The sequence below is a fragment of the Hymenobacter glacialis genome, assembly GCF_001816165.1.
GTDB classification, from domain to species: Bacteria; Bacteroidota; Bacteroidia; order Cytophagales; family Hymenobacteraceae; genus Hymenobacter; species Hymenobacter glacialis.
Window position 1 is genome coordinate 120,411 of record NZ_MDZC01000079.1, and the last position, 14,545, is coordinate 134,955.

General features: G+C 61.2%; 15 protein-coding genes and 1 tRNA gene. 6 read left to right on the top strand and 10 right to left on the bottom strand.

What is annotated here, in order from left to right; genetic code table 11:
- Window positions 1-19: 19 nt before the first annotated feature.
- Window positions 20-92 (bottom strand) — tRNA-Gln (locus BEN48_RS12780).
- Window positions 78-347, bottom strand: a complete 270-nt coding sequence (locus BEN48_RS18810; RefSeq protein WP_070735320.1) for a hypothetical protein — start codon at window positions 345-347, stop codon at window positions 78-80. The genes BEN48_RS12780 and BEN48_RS18810 overlap by 15 nt, the downstream gene beginning before the upstream one ends.
- 21 nt (window positions 348-368) lie before the next feature.
- Here BEN48_RS18810 and atpD point away from each other — a divergent pair, with 21 nt between their 5' ends.
- The 4 genes from atpD to BEN48_RS12805 all read left to right on the top strand — a co-directional run bounded on the left by atpD (window position 369) and on the right by BEN48_RS12805 (window position 4,632).
- Window positions 369-1,874, top strand: a complete 1,506-nt coding sequence (gene atpD / locus BEN48_RS12790) for a F0F1 ATP synthase subunit beta (protein WP_035564250.1) — start codon at window positions 369-371, stop codon at window positions 1,872-1,874.
- A gap of 117 nt (window positions 1,875-1,991) precedes the next feature.
- On the top strand, window positions 1,992-2,237 hold the full coding sequence (gene atpC / locus BEN48_RS12795; protein WP_070735321.1) for an ATP synthase F1 subunit epsilon: 246 nt from the start codon (window positions 1,992-1,994) through the stop codon (window positions 2,235-2,237).
- A 147-nt stretch (window positions 2,238-2,384) separates the two neighbouring features.
- Entirely contained in the window at window positions 2,385-3,443 is a 1,059-nt protein-coding gene (locus BEN48_RS12800) for an AI-2E family transporter (RefSeq protein WP_070735322.1), read from the top strand.
- 58 nt (window positions 3,444-3,501) lie between these two features.
- Complete coding sequence (locus tag BEN48_RS12805; RefSeq protein ID WP_070735323.1) at window positions 3,502-4,632, top strand: trans-sulfuration enzyme family protein; 1,131 nt, start codon at window positions 3,502-3,504, stop codon at window positions 4,630-4,632.
- Window positions 4,633-4,730: 98 nt separating this feature from the next.
- On the opposite strand, the gene BEN48_RS12810 is transcribed toward BEN48_RS12805, so the two are convergent.
- The 3 genes from BEN48_RS12810 to BEN48_RS12820 form a co-directional block, all read right to left on the bottom strand.
- The gene (locus BEN48_RS12810; RefSeq protein WP_070735380.1) at window positions 4,731-5,891 is read right to left on the bottom strand and encodes a DegT/DnrJ/EryC1/StrS family aminotransferase; all 1,161 of its coding nucleotides are present in this window, start codon (window positions 5,889-5,891) and stop codon (window positions 4,731-4,733) included.
- Between the two features lie 142 nt (window positions 5,892-6,033).
- Window positions 6,034-6,657 (bottom strand): acetyltransferase, encoded by a 624-nt coding sequence (locus tag BEN48_RS12815; RefSeq protein ID WP_083321043.1) that lies wholly within the window; start codon window positions 6,655-6,657, stop codon window positions 6,034-6,036.
- Between the two features lie 8 nt (window positions 6,658-6,665).
- The gene (locus BEN48_RS12820) at window positions 6,666-7,307 is read right to left on the bottom strand and encodes a sugar transferase (protein WP_070735324.1); all 642 of its coding nucleotides are present in this window, start codon (window positions 7,305-7,307) and stop codon (window positions 6,666-6,668) included.
- 47 nt (window positions 7,308-7,354) lie between these two features.
- Here BEN48_RS12820 and ispE point away from each other — a divergent pair, with 47 nt between their 5' ends.
- Window positions 7,355-8,176, top strand: a complete 822-nt coding sequence (gene ispE, locus BEN48_RS12825; RefSeq protein WP_070735325.1) for a 4-(cytidine 5'-diphospho)-2-C-methyl-D-erythritol kinase — start codon at window positions 7,355-7,357, stop codon at window positions 8,174-8,176.
- On the opposite strand, the gene BEN48_RS12830 is transcribed toward ispE, so the two are convergent.
- The 5 genes from BEN48_RS12830 to BEN48_RS12850 form a co-directional block, all read right to left on the bottom strand.
- The gene (locus BEN48_RS12830) at window positions 8,173-9,135 is read right to left on the bottom strand and encodes a DMT family transporter (protein WP_241502265.1); all 963 of its coding nucleotides are present in this window, start codon (window positions 9,133-9,135) and stop codon (window positions 8,173-8,175) included. The two genes, ispE and BEN48_RS12830, sit on opposite strands and share 4 nt — an antisense overlap.
- Before the next feature lie 38 nt (window positions 9,136-9,173).
- Entirely contained in the window at window positions 9,174-10,253 is a 1,080-nt protein-coding gene (locus BEN48_RS12835) for an LptF/LptG family permease (protein ID WP_070735326.1), read from the bottom strand.
- Between the two features lie 567 nt (window positions 10,254-10,820).
- Window positions 10,821-11,729 carry a glycerophosphodiester phosphodiesterase gene (locus BEN48_RS12840; protein ID WP_083321045.1) on the bottom strand — a complete coding sequence of 303 codons (909 nt, stop codon included), beginning with the start codon at window positions 11,727-11,729 and terminating at the stop codon, window positions 10,821-10,823.
- A gap of 92 nt (window positions 11,730-11,821) precedes the next feature.
- Complete coding sequence (locus BEN48_RS12845; RefSeq protein ID WP_070735328.1) at window positions 11,822-12,478, bottom strand: lipid-A-disaccharide synthase N-terminal domain-containing protein; 657 nt, start codon at window positions 12,476-12,478, stop codon at window positions 11,822-11,824.
- Window positions 12,471-13,220, bottom strand: a complete 750-nt coding sequence (locus BEN48_RS12850; protein ID WP_070735329.1) for a glycosyltransferase — start codon at window positions 13,218-13,220, stop codon at window positions 12,471-12,473. Before BEN48_RS12850 ends, BEN48_RS12845 begins: the two co-directional genes overlap by 8 nt.
- A gap of 246 nt (window positions 13,221-13,466) precedes the next feature.
- Here BEN48_RS12850 and BEN48_RS12855 point away from each other — a divergent pair, with 246 nt between their 5' ends.
- On the top strand, window positions 13,467-14,447 hold the full coding sequence (locus BEN48_RS12855) for a GDP-mannose 4,6-dehydratase (RefSeq protein WP_070735330.1): 981 nt from the start codon (window positions 13,467-13,469) through the stop codon (window positions 14,445-14,447).
- Window positions 14,448-14,545 lie beyond the last annotated feature (98 nt).

Below are 14,545 nucleotides of genomic sequence, written 5' to 3' on the forward strand. Positions count from 1 at the left end.
GTTTAGTCGAGCTTTGTCGTTGTCCGACCAGGGCTCGAACCTGGACTTTCTTGAATCAAAATCAAGCGTGTTGCCAGTTACACCATCGGACAATTTCCCATTGGGCTACGTGCCGTTTGGGACTGCAAATGTACTACCGGAAAAATTCGAGGCAAGTATTTTTTGAAATTTTTTTGCGAGAAAATTGCGCCACCCTGCCGGCGAAAGCCTTCAAATTCGCTTTTCTGCTTGATTTTCATGGGGTAATGCCGCTCAGGATGGTTTAAACGCACGCCGGGTGCCGAATCGGGCATGGGTTGGAAAAGCCACGCTTCTGCCGTAATTTTGCGGCCTGAAAAACGCATCATCTTTCTTATAAATACACCTCAATGGCGAATACCGGCAAAATCACCCAGGTCATCGGCCCCGTAGTGGACGTGAGCTTCGCGGGTGAGAACACGAAGCTGCCTAATATCCTCGACGCGCTCGAAGTCACCAAAGACAACGGCCAGGTGGTCGTACTGGAGTGCCAGCAGCACTTGGGCGAGGACCGGGTTCGGACCATCGCCATGGACTCCACCGAGGGTCTGACCCGTGGCGCCATCGTGCGCGACCTGGGCGCCCCCATGTCCATGCCTACGGGCGAAGGCGTGAAAGGCCGCCTGTTTAACGTAATTGGCCAGGCCATCGACGGCATTCCCCAGCCGAAGTCGGACGGCCCGCTGCCCATTCACCGCCTGCCCCCGGCGTTTGAGGACCTGGCCACGTCGTCGGAAATCCTCTACACCGGCATCAAGGTAATTGACTTGCTGGCTCCCTACGTGAAGGGCGGTAAAATTGGTCTGTTCGGCGGTGCCGGCGTGGGCAAAACCGTACTCATCATGGAGTTGGTGAACAACGTAGCCAAGGCCTACGAAGGCCTCTCGGTGTTTGCCGGTGTGGGCGAGCGTACCCGCGAGGGCAACGACCTGCTGCGCGAATTCATTGAATCTAACATCATTCTCTACGGCGAAGAGTTTAAGCACTCGATGGAAGCCGGTGGCTGGGATTTGTCGAAAGTAGACGAGAAAGAGCTGCTCAAGTCGCAGGCTACGCTGGTGTTCGGCCAGATGAACGAGCCTCCCGGAGCCCGCGCCCGCGTGGCCCTGTCGGGTTTGACCATTGCCGAAAGCTTCCGCGATGGCGACGGCACCGGTGCCGGCCGCGACATCCTGTTCTTCATCGACAACATCTTCCGCTTCACGCAGGCGGGTTCGGAAGTATCGGCTCTGCTGGGCCGTATGCCTTCGGCCGTAGGTTACCAGCCCACGCTGGCCACCGAAATGGGTGCCATGCAGGAGCGTATTACCTCCACCAAGCGCGGTTCCATTACCTCGGTGCAGGCAGTTTACGTACCTGCCGACGACTTGACGGACCCGGCTCCGGCCAACACCTTTGCTCACTTGGACGCCACCACGGTACTGAGCCGCAAAATTGCTGAGCTCGGCATTTACCCCGCCGTGGACCCACTGGACTCGACCTCGCGCATTCTCTCGGCCGACGTGCTGGGTGCTGAGCACTACGACACCGCCCAGCGCGTGAAGGAGATTCTGCAGCGCTACAAGGAATTGCAGGACATCATCGCCATTTTGGGCATGGACGAGCTTTCCGAGGAGGACAAGCAGGTAGTAAACCGTGCCCGTCGGGTGCAGCGTTTCCTGTCGCAGCCCTTCTTCGTGGCGGAGCAGTTCACCGGCCTGCAAGGCGTGCTCGTTGACATCAAGGACACCATCAAAGGCTTCAACGAAATCATCGACGGCAAATACGACCACCTCCCCGAGGCGGCCTTTAACCTGGTGGGCACCATTGAGGATGCCATGGCGAAAGGCGAGAAGCTGATTGCCGAAGCCCGATAATTTCATTTGTCATGCTGACGAAGGAAGCATCTTATCACGCTTCCTTCGTCAGAATTGCAAACCCTGTGGCGCGAACGTGATAAGATGCTTCGCGCTGCTCAGCATGACAGAAAAAAAATGCATTTAGAAATCATCACCCCCGACCGCAAGGTATTCGAAGGCGAAGTGACGTCGGCCCAGTTTCCGGGTGCCGATGGCTTGTTTGAAGTGCTGAACAACCACGCCCCGATGATTGCCGCCTTGAAGGCCGGTAACGTTACCCTGACCGGTGCGACTGGCCGTGAGGCTATTCGCATTGAGGGCGGCGTGGTGGAAGTACTGCGCAACAACGTGATAGTGCTGGCCGAGGGCATCGTAGCGTAATTGCCAACGAGCCCCGACTGCGCTGTGCGGTTGCGATTTAAGTTTTAAAAAGCCGTTCTTGCCTGGCAGGAACGGCTTTTTGCGTCGTAGCCTCTATGGTGGTGCCTTACGGTAGCGGCGCGCCGGGACGCTGATTATTCTTTTGCCATGCACAAACCCCCTAAGCCCTTCGCGTACGTCGAAAATATCTACACGCCCCGGCAGCGCTACGTGCTGCTGGTGGTCTCGCTCGTGAGCCTGGCCGGGCTGATGGTGGTGGGGCTGGCGCAGTACCTGACCGCGTTTTTGGCGGCGGGTATCTTGTTTGTGGTGTTCCGGCCGTGGTGGGTGGCGCTGGTGCACCACCGCAAGTGGAACCACCGTCTTGTTACCATCGGCATTCTGCTCGTGACGGTGGTGCTGCTGGTGGTGCCATTCTACGCCCTGAGCTCCCTGCTGCTGGAGCGGCTGGTGGCCTTTACCAAGCACCCCGAGCGCATCCTGGACGCGCTGCATAAAGTGGAGGATGCCACGGGAATCAGCATTACGGGGCAGCTGAACGTGCGGCAAATGCTATTGCAGGGTGCTACCAAGGTGAGCAGCTGGATACCCACACTGGCCAGCAGCGCGCTCAATTTTCTGGTGGTGGTGGGACTGATGCTGTTCACGATGTACTACCTATTTATGCAGGAAACGTACTTTATGCTGGGCCTGCACCGGTACCTGCCTTTCCGCAACGAAACGCTGGAAGAGTTGGGTGAGTCGCTGAAAAACAACGTGAACGCTAACGTGCTGGGGCAGGTGCTGGTGGCCATGGTGCAAAGCGTTTTGACCGGACTTACGCTGTGGATTTTTGAGGTGCCCGACCCGGTGTTCTGGGGTGTGGTGGCGTTTTTTATGGCTTTTTTGCCGGTACTGGGCACCCCGTTGGTGTGGGGGCCGGCGGCGCTGTACCAGTTTTCGCAGGGGCAAAGCGGCAAGGCCATCGGCATTTTGCTGGTGGGATTCATCGTGATTATCAACATCGACAACCTCCTGCGCATCATGCTGGCCAAGCGCATGGGCGACATTCATCCGCTGGTGACGCTGGTGGGGTTGGTGCTGGGAGTGGAGATGTTTGGCCTGATTGGGCTAGTGATTGGACCGCTGCTGCTGTCCTATTTTATGGTGCTGATGGAGGTGTTCCGGCGCGAAAACCGGCGGGCAATGGCAGAGAAAACCAGCTAGTGGCGAAGCTGCGCGCCATTGCCGACCTTTGCCACACTCATTCCCACGCGCTGCCCTTATGACCCCGACGGCTATCCATCCCAAAATCACCCCGATTTACCAAACGTCCGTTTTCAAATTCGATGACCTGGACGCGGTGCAGCAGTACTTTGACGAGCCCGGCAGCCGCTACCTGTACTCCCGCAACGGCAACCCCAATTCCGACGAGCTGGCCGCGGCCGTGAACCAGTGGGAAGGCGGCGCTGGTGCCCTGGCCACGGGCTCGGGCATGGCCGCCATTTTCGCGGCGCTGATGACCTACTGCCAGGCCGGCGACCACGTGCTGTGCGCCGCCGATATCTACGGCGGCTCGGCGGCGCTGCTCAACCTGGAGCTGTCGAGGCTGGGCATAAGCGTGAGCTACGTGCCGTTTGAGGAACTGTACGACCTGAATTCCCACGTGCAGCCCGGCACCAAGCTGCTGCTGTGCGAAACGATGAGCAACCCACTACTGCGCGTGGTGAACCTGCGCGCCATTGCCGAGGAGTGCCACCGTCACGGCGTGAAATTGGTAGTGGACAACACCTTTGCCACGCCCGTGATTACCAAGCCCCTGGCGCACGGTGCCAATTTGGTGCTGCACAGCGTGACCAAATACCTGGCCGGCCATTCCGATGTGACGGCCGGGGCCGTGGTAGCCGGCACGCCGGAAGATGCCGCGCGGCTGCGCCAAATCGGCACCGTATTCGGCCTCACGCTGAGCCCCATGGAGAGCTGGCTGAGCGTGCGCGGCATGAAAACCCTGCGGCTGCGCGTGGCCGCGCACAGCTATAACGCCCAGCAGGTGGCCGAATTCCTGGAGGCACATCCGGCTGTGGAGGCAGTGTATTATCCCGGCCTGCCCACGCACCCGCAGCATGTGCTTGCGACGGGGCAGGGGCACGGGCTGTTCAGCGGCATGCTCTCGTTCCGCCTGCCCGACGATGCCGCGGTAGTGAACCGCTTCATGCAGCGGAGCCAGCGGTTTCCGTTTGCACCCTCGCTGGCGGGCGTGGATTCGTCGTGCTCGCATCCGCTCTACACCTCGCACCGGGCCCTGACGGATGAGCAGCGGGCGGACCTGGGCATCACGGTGGGGTTGGTGCGGCTGAGCGTGGGCATTGAGCCGGTGGAAGAGTTGCTGGCCGACTTGGCGCACGCGCTTTCTTAGCGCAATGTCCAGTTTCTTGGACGGGTATAAGGATTCTAACTGTTGCGTTCTTACCTCGTTCAATCAATCCTGAATATAACTGAGCCGGCGGCTGGTCGCTAGAAGCACTCGGCCAGGGCCCCGGCCACGCGGCGCAACTCCGCATCGGCCATGGCGGTGCCGCTGGGCAGGCACAGGCCGCGGGCAAACAAATCGGCGCAGACCGCGCCGCCGTACATGGGCGCCGACTGAAACAGCGGCTGCAGGTGCAGGGGCTTCCAAAGGGGGCGGCTCTCGATGTTGTGCGTTTCGAGCTGCAGTCGCACGGTTTCGGGCGTTACGGCGGGCTGGGGCGGGGCAGCCGGGTCGGGGGCGTTCAGGAGGATAGTAGTGAGCCAGCGGTTGGAGCGGCTGCCGGCGGGCTCGGGTGCCAAGGCCACGGTGAGGCCCGGCAGGTGCGCCAAGTGCTCCCGGTACCAGGCAAATATTTCGCGGCGGCGTTTCACCCGCTCGTCCAGCAGGCCCATCTGGCCGCGGCCGATGCCCGCCAGCACGTTGCTCAGGCGGTAGTTGTAGCCTACTTCGGAGTGCTGGTAGTGGGGCGCATCGTCCTTGGCCTGAGTGGCGAGAAATCGGGTCTTTTGGGCCAGTGCGGTATCGTTGGTAACCAGGGCCCCGCCGCCGCTGGTGGTCAGGATTTTATTGCCATTGAAGGAAAATACGCCGACTTTGCCAAAACTGCCCAGCGGCTGCTTGTTGAAGGAAGACCCCAGGGCTTCGGCCGCGTCTTCGAGCACGGGTAGCCCAAATTCCGCCGCGATGGCCATGATTTCAGTGAGCTTGGCGGGCATGCCGTAGAGGTGCACCAGCAGCAGGGCTTTGAGCTTTTTGCCCTTGGCCAGGCGGTCTACAATGGCTTCGCGCAGGCGCTCGGGGCAGATGTTCCAGGTTTCGGCCTCGCTGTCGACGAACACGGGAGTGGCGCCCAGGTACAGAATAGGGTTGGCTGTGGCCACGAACGTGAACGAGGGGCACAGCACTTCATCGCCCGGCCCCACGCCCAGCAAAATCAGCCCCAGATGAATGGCGGCCGTGCCCGACGACAGCGCCACGCAATGCGCCGCGCCGGTCGCCTCGCAGATGTCGTCTTCGAAGCCCTTTAGGTTTGGCCCGGCTGGTGCCACCCAGTTGTCCTCAATCGCCTTGTGCACATAATTCATCTCGTGGCGGCCCAGGTGGGGCGGCGAGAGAAACAGGCGGTCGTGGTCTTGGCTATGCATTTGGGGAATCAAAAATTAAAGATTGAGAATTAAAAATGAGCTGTTACCAGCGCCTAAGCCGCGCATGGTTTTAATTCTCAATCTTTAATTGCTCTGGCCGGTACCCCAACGGCGGTGATGTTGGCGGGCATGTTGCGCACCACTACGGCGCCGGCGCCATGATGGTGTTTTCGCCGATTTGAACCCCCTGAATAACCGTGGTATTGGTGCCGAGGTAGGTGCCCGCGCCCAGTTGGGTTGCGCCGCTCACGTTGGCGTGCGGCATGAGGGACGAAAAATCTCCCAGCACGGCATCGTGGCCGATTGTGCAGCCGAGATTCAGCAGCACGAACCGGCCCAGGGTGATGTCACAGGTCAGGAAGCAGCCTTGCTGAATGATGCTGCCTTCGCCCACGGCAATGCGCTGCTGCGGAGCCAGGGCCACCTGCGGGTGCACCAGCACCGGAAACGACAGCTGCGAAGAGGTGAGACGCGCCACCACCGTGGCGCGACTGGCCGGACTGCCCACGGCCACGGCCACGGCCAGCGGCTCCGGGGTGGCGTTGAGGTCGGCGCTGGTGCCCAAATAGGGGAGGCCGGCCACGGTAGCGGTGGTTGGCGCGTGGTCGTCGTAGAAGCCGCGCACGTTCCAGGCCGCGGGCGTGGTGGCGGCGTTGAGCTGCCGAATGAGCAGCAGTACCTCGCGCCCCAGGCCGCCCGCGCCAAAAATGACGAGCGGAATACCGGACTCGGCTTCTTCGTATTCGGAGAAAAATAACTGGGTCATGGCGTACTCTACGGGGAAAGCGGAGGGGGAGGGGTGCCCCGAAAGGCCAATGTGGTGACTTGCCCGGGAGCCGTGATGCCGCTGCCGCGCAGCACGCGCCCGGCGGTGCGCCACAAGATGTTCATATCCAGCCGCCAAGTTACATTTTCTGCGTACCAGACGTCATAAACGAATTTCTCTTCCCAGGAAATGGCGTTGCGCCCGTTTACCTGGGCCCAGCCCGTGAGGCCGGGGCGCACGTCGTGGCGCCGGGCCTGGGTGGGCGAGTAGAGCGGTAAATACTCGGGCAGCAGCGGGCGCGGGCCCACCAGGCTCAGGTCGCCGCGCAGGATGTTCCAGAGCTGGGGCAACTCGTCGAGGGAAGTGGCGCGCAGCCAGCGGCCCAGGGCGGGCAGGCGCGCGGCGTCGGGCAGGAGGTGGCCGGCGGCATCGCGCCCGTCGGTCATGGTTTGGATTTTGTAGAGCGTGAACAGGCGGCCGTGCCAGCCCGGCCGCACCTGCCGAAACAGCACCCGCCCACGGTTTTGCACGGCCGCCAGCGCCGCCGCCCCGGCCAGCAACGGCAGCGTGAGCAGCAGCAGCGGCAGGGCCAGGGCCACGTCGAGCAGGCGCTTGCCGTGGCGGACGTAAAAAGAATGGGGAGCGGGCACGGCACAAAAGTACCTTTGCGGCGCAGGCTTTGGCTTGCGTCCTACTCATGCTCGTGTTTCCCAACGCCAAACTCAACCTCGGCCTCTACATCACCGAGCGCCGCCCCGACGGCTTCCACAACCTGGAAACGGTCTTTTTGCCCCTCCCTTGGACCGACGCCCTGGAGATTCTGCCGGCCGAAACCGGCCACCTTACCAGTATTGCCCTCACCGGCCGACCCATCCCCGGCGACCCGGTCACCAACCTCTGCGTGCGGGCCTACGAGTTGCTGCAGGCCGATTTCCCCCAGTTGCCTCCAGTGCAGATGTACCTGCACAAAATAGTGCCCATCGGCGCGGGACTGGGCGGCGGCTCGGCCGATGCGGCCTTTGCCTTAAAGGCGGCGAATGAGTTGTTTGGTCTTAACATTCCCTCCGAAACCCTGGAAGGATACGCCCGCCGCCTGGGCGCAGACTGTGCTTTCTTCATCCAGAATAAGCCGGTGCTGGCCGTGGAAAGGGGCGACGTTTTTCAGGAAATCGACCTGAGCCTGACCGGAACCGGGTGCGTGGTGGTGTACCCCAACCTGCACATCAGCACGCCCGAAGCCTTTGCGGGCATCACGCCGCAGCCGCCTGCCCACGGGCTGCGGGAAGCGCTGGCGCAGCCGCTGGAAACATGGCGCGACACTGTGAGCAACGATTTTGAGCGGTCGCTGGCTCCTAAATACCCGGTGCTGGCCGCCATCAAGCAGGAGCTTTACGCCGCCGGAGCCACTTATGCTAGCTTGTCGGGTTCAGGTTCGGCGGTGTATGGGCTGTGGGCGGCCGGAGCGCCCGCCGCCATGCCGTGGCCCACCGAGTATACGGTGTGGCAGGGCGTACTCTAAACCGGCATAACCGGCGTAGGCGCGGAGTTTTTGCCCTTCATCAGCCGGGCTACCAGCGGGTGTATCAGCACGCTGAAGACGATGAGCAGCGTGCCCAGATAAAAGCCCGTGGCCATGCGCTCCTGGCTGCCGAAAATGAGCACCGCCAGCCCGATACCGTACACCGGCTCCAGGTTGATGGTCAGGTTCACGGCGAAAGGGGAGAGGCGCTTCATCAGCTCCACCGAGGCGGAGAAGGCGTATACGGTGCACACGCCGGCCAGCACCAGCAGCCAGAGCCAGTCGTAGCCGTGCCAGGCCAGTTGCAAGCCCTGGCCCTGGGTGAAATACAGGCTGTAGACGGGGAAGAACAGCACGATGCTCAAACACGCGCCCAGCATCTCATAAAACGTGAGCCGCAGCGGCGAGTGGGTTTTAATCAGCTTGGCATTGAGCACGCTGAACAGGGCCGACAGCCCCGCCGACAGCACCGCCACGCCCAGCCCCAGCAACTGGTCCAGCTCGGCCTGACTCACCAAATACAGGCCCACCATGGTAATGAGGCCCAGGCCTACCTCGTAGCCGCGCACCCGGCGCCAGAGCAGCAGCGGCTCCAGCAGCGACGTCCACAGCGCCAGCGTGGCCAGGCCCGCCAGGCACACGCTCACCGACGAGAGCCGCGCCGCCAGAAAAAAGGTAATCCAGTGCGCGGCCACCAGCGCACCCACCGCCAGCAGCCGCACTGCCTGCCCCATAGGGATGCGCCACACCTGTTTCCGGGCCACGAGCAGCACCGCCAGGCCGGCCGCGGCCAGCAATGTGCGCCAAAACACCAGCTCCACGGGCGGTACCGTCAGCAGCTTGCCCAGAATGGCCGTGAAGCCCCACAGGAGCACAATAAAATGAAGCTTGAAGTAGTCCTTGGCCAATGGATGGATGAATGAATGGGCGATGAATAGTTGAACGAGCAGCGGAAGCACTGGCCGCGAATGCATGAATGAGAGCCATTCACCCGTTGCTACTTGGGTACATACCGGTACAGAACCAGCCCGATTACGGTGAACACCGTGCTGGGCACCCAGGCGGCAATGAGCGGGTCGAGGCTGCCCACTTGCGCGAGGTTGCGGCTCAGCATCACAAAAATAATGAACACGAAGGCCAGCACGAACCCCAGCGCAATTTGCCCGCCCACGCCGGCGCGCGACTTCCGGGCGCTGAGAATGACGCCAATCAGGGTGAGCACCACGATGGCGAAGGGGTACGAATACCGCTCGTACCGCTCGCTCAGGTACAGCTGCGTGTCATCAGCGCCGCGCTCAATCTTGGTGCGGATGAAAGCGTTGAGCTCGGGCAGGGTCATGGTTTCGGCTAGGCGGTAGGTGCTGGCAAAGTCCTTGGGGAAGAGGTTGAGCGTGGTGTCGCGGGCGGGCAGGGTTTGCAGCTGCTCATCCTGTGGCCCCTGAAACGTGCGCACCAGCTGCGGCGAGAGCCGCCACACCTGCTTGGTAGAATCCCAGTTGATGGCATCGGCCGTAAGGCGGCGGCGCAGAATGGTGCCGTCCACGGTTTCGAGCGCGAAATGAAAGCCGATATTGTTCACATTATCGTAGCTCTCCATGTACACGTAGTGGCGCGGGCCAATCTTGATGTGCACGTTGCGCCCCTGAAACCGGTAAGGCCGCTTGGTGTAGGCCCGCTCAAACGCTACCCGCGACTTATTGCCAATGGGCAGCACCCAGCCCGTGAGCCCGAAAATGAGCAGCCCCACCACCGCGCCCCCAATGGCGTATGGCAGCATCAGCCGCTTAAAACTCACGCCGCTGGCCAGAATGGCTACTATTTCGGTGCGCGCCGCCAACTGCGCCGTCACAAACACCACGGCAATAAAAATGGTAATCGGCGAGAGCAGATTGGCGAAATACGGAAACAGGTAGATGTAATAGCCGAAAATAATTTTCGACATCGACAGATTATGCTGAATAAAATCGTCGTTTTTTTCAGTGAAATCAATAACGCAGATAACCGATACCAGAATAACCACCGAGAAGAAGAACGCGGCGAGAAATTTCTTAATAATGTATTTATCGAGAATATTCATAAGCAGGCTGTTAGCTTCTGATTTGAGGTGAAAAGCTAGCGGCTGAAGGCAAGGTGAAAAACGCGCCTGAGCTGGCGCGGCCATGGAGGAACGGAGTGCGGCACTCGCTGGCTATGCGGTGAGGCCCGGCCGTAACTGCTTAGCCAAGCGAGTTATTGCCGTGGCTTTTTCCGCTCCCCACCGGGCATCGTCAAAGATACTGCCCGGAGAGAGCTATACTGGCCAACGGGCACCGGGGCGGGCTCCAGCACGCCCAAGAAAAACTACTCATCCTTGCGTTTTGTGCCCAAGTGGGGAATGGCGGCTTGGCCAGGCGCCGTTGCCCGCCGCCATTTCGCGGGCGGGCGCAAAGTTGCGGGCTTCCATCGGGCTCACTTCCAGCGCGCCAAGGTGAGCGACGAAGCTGCAGCCGCAAAAAACCAGAATAGCTAGCAGCCGAACCCGCTTTCGAGCAAAGGCAGAGGAGTGCTGTGAGTCTGTTCTGTTAATAAAAGGTCAACCATGCCGCAGAAGGCACCAATATTCGAGCATCAACTCCCTGGGTAATGGGAAGAATAAAGTGGGTATTTAGTCCTTGCGCGCCCTGCGGTTCAGCAAAGAAATCAGGCGCGCTACATTGTCGGTTTCAATGGCCTGGGGGTCAAAGGCTAACTGCTTTTTCATGGCTCCCGCGCTGCGCCCGCCAAAGAGCACGAGCTGCACGCCAGCTGCGTGAATGCGGGCGGCCCGCTGGGGCGTAAGCTGGTCCTTTTTCACCACCACTGTTTCAATGCCCGCGGCCTGGGCCTGCGTGAAAACAGAGTCAAAATTTTCCACTATCTCCAGCGCTACAGGCACCGCCGGGAGCAGGGTGCGCACGTATTTCAGCGTAGATAATTGGGTGCTGATAACGAGTGCCTGGGCAAGCGGCACCTGGCGCCGCACCAGTTGCTGCACCAGCTGCCGGACCAGTACCTGGGAGCGGGCGAAGGCCTTGGCGGGGGGGACGCACCCGTCTTCCTCGTGCAAGTCGAAGTGCAGGTAAGGGAAGGTAGCCCGTTGCCTGAGCTCCTGCAGCAGCGTGTCCAGCGTGGCCACCCGCTCTTTCTGAAACCAATCGTAGGGCCAGCCGCCCCGGTAGCGCAGCCGCAGCAGCTCGGCGGCGGGGTACTGGCTCACGCAGCCCGTGCCAGTGGCCGTGCTGTTGCTGAGCTCGAGGTCGTGGTAGAGCATCAGCACGCTGTCCTGGCTGAGCTGTACGTCTACTTCCTCGCCATCGGCGCCCTTAGCCAGGGCATGCCGCACACCCGCCAGGCTGCTCGGCGGCAGCGGATTGAAGGGGTTGAACGGCGTGAAAAAACCCGAGCCCGCGTGGCCCAATACCAGCGGCTTGTGCACCGTGCCTGGCAAGTCCAGAGCGGAGTAATGCCAGTCGCGCGGCCACGTCCAGCCCATGGTCAGTGCGGCAGTCAGGACGAGAAGAATTCTGGTTGGCATACTTCGGAGAAACAACTGTTGTGTTGGGGTATCACCCTCTAGGTTCACTCCACTCCCTCGTGGGAGAGGGGGATGAGGCGAACGCCAGGTACCTATCGTGGCACCTTCGTAGTGGCCAGCATCTGCTGCTCCCGCCGCATGAGCACAATGTTGCGCGCATATACCACCGTGCCAAAAGCGTTGCCAAGCAGGAGCACGGCGTCGTTGCGCAGCAGGGCGTAGGCCAGAATCAGCACCGAGCCCGCCAGGCTCACCACCCAGAACCCCAGCGGCAGCACCGACTCGCCCTTGCGCTCCGAATACAGCCATTGGTACACGAAGCGCAGCAAAAACACGCTTTGCCCCACGGCTCCCAGTACCAGCCAGCCACCCGGTATGGGGGTGTTGAGCATGGCCCACAGGCTGAAATGCGGCGTGCCCACCACAAACCAGCCCAGCGCCAACACCGGCAGCACGTAGGCGCCCACCCGAAACACCTGCGGCAGCTGGCGCCAGTCGCCCAGCAGCTGCAGGTTGCGGATGTAGATGCCGTAGCTGATGATTTGGGCGCCGAGGATGACGGGGTCGTGCCGCAGCATGCCGTAGCCTATCATCATCAACGACGAGATGAGGCTGATTTTCCAAAACAGCGTGGGCACCAGCACCCGCTTGGCCCGCTCGCTCTGTACCCATTGCAGCACAATGCGGCTCGAAAACAGCAGCTGCGCCAGCAGGCCAATGGCCAGCGCCACGGTTTCGGTGCTAATCATGGTTCCCGGTGTACTGCTCGCCTATCTCGTAGTTTTTCCAGCGGCTGCGAATCCAGCGGAAGCCGAACGTATCTACCAGCGGCTTCCAGGCCCGGTTCCAGAGGTTGTACTTGGCCGTGCCGGCAAAGCGCGGGAAGTGCTGCACCGGTAACTGCTTCACGCGCCCGCCCTGCAGCTGCACCAGCGCCCCCAGGAAGCGGTGCATGCCGTGGAAAAGCGGCACGCGCCGGGCGTACTCAATCTTCATGATTTTGAGCGGGCAGCCGGTGTCCTCAATGCCGTCGTTGATGAGGGCGCGGCGCACGGTATTGGCTATTTTCGACGACAGCTTTTTCACCACCGTGTCCTGCCGGTTGGCCCGGATGCCGTTCACTATGTCGAACGCCGGAAAGAATTCAAAAAACTTCAGGAAGTCGAGGGGCGAAGTCTGAATGTCGCTGTCGATGTAGCCCACCAGCGTGCCCCGGCAATGGTCGATTCCTGCTTTGATGGCCGTACTCAGGCCGCTGTTGTGGCGCAGCGAAATAAACTCGTACTGCGGCGCTGCCTTGCAGATGTTGCGCAGCAACGCCAGGGACCCGTCGGTGCTGCCATCGTTCACAAACAAAACAGCGGTCGGCACTGGGGTTTCAGCCAGAAACTTGTTCATTTCGAGCACAAACTGTCCCAGGCTCTCCTCTTCGTTGTACACGGGCACCAGCACCGTGAGTTGCTGCCGGGCCAGATATTCAGATGATGACATAACTATTCTGCTGCATGAAAAAGCCCCAAGGCTGGTGCAAGTACGCCACGTTTTCGCGAGGCGCGGCATCGCTCCCACGCAGCTGGCTGCCCCCAGGCCGCCAAGGCCACTTCTGAACGTCTGGCCCCGCTTTGGGTTGTGCACAAATACGCCCGATTTCACAGCGGCCCCAACTTCGCGCTGCCCCCTCACAACGGAGCCGTGGTCGTACTTTTCCGGTCCATTCGCCTCCTTCCGCCCACTCGCTTGCCACTTTCCACTGTTCTCGTCACCGGTTGCGCCGGCTTCATCGGCTCGCACTTGTGCGAGCGGCTCCTGCGCGACGGATACCGCGTGGTGGGGCTCGATAATTTCGACCCGTTTTACCCGCGTGCTATCAAAGAGGCCAACCTGGCGGCTTTTGCCGGGCACCCGCACTTCACCTTTCACGAAGCCGACCTGCGCCACGGCCCTGCCGCGCTCCCCCAGGTCACAGTGGACGTGGTGGTGCACCTGGCTGCCAAAGCCGGCGTCGGCCCTTCGGTGCAGGACCCCGCCGCCTACCTCGAAAACAACGTGCTGGGCACCGGGCACCTGCTGGAATGGATGCGCCTGGGAGGCAGTAGCAAGCTGTTTTTCGCGTCGTCGTCATCCGTTTATGGCAACGCGCCCGAGCAGCCTTTCCGGGAAGATGCCAACACGCTGGCTACATGTATCTCGCCTTACGCAGCCACCAAGCTGGCGGGTGAGCAGCTGGTGCACACTTACCACCACCTCTACCAGCTAGATGCCCTGAACGCCCGGTTTTTCACCGTTTATGGCCCCCGCCAGCGCCCCGACCTGGCCATCCACAAGTTTGTGCGCCTGTTACGCGCCGGCCAGGCCATTCCCGTATTTGGCGATGGCAGCACGGCCCGCGACTACACCTTCGTGGCCGATACCGTGGACGGCATTGCCCGGGGCGTGCGCTACCTGCTGGCCCACACCGGCGTGTTCGAAACCGTGAACCTGGGCAACAACAACCCCGTGCCCCTGCTGAAGCTAATCGCCGCCGTGGGGCACGCCGTAGGCGTCAGGCCCGAGCTCACCTTCCAGCCCATGCAGCCTGGCGATGTCGACATCACCTTCGCCGACATCAGCAAGGCCCAAAACCTATTCGGCTACGCCCCCCAAACCAGCCTGGCCGAGGGCCTCCGCCAGTTTGTGGCCTGGCTGCCCGCAGCGAGTGAAGTTGCTGTGAGCGAGTGATAAAAAGAACGTCGTGCTGAACGCAGTAGAACGTCATGCTGAGCGAAGTCGAAGCATCTCTACCGCAATAGTAAAATTGATTACTTGCACGGTAGAGA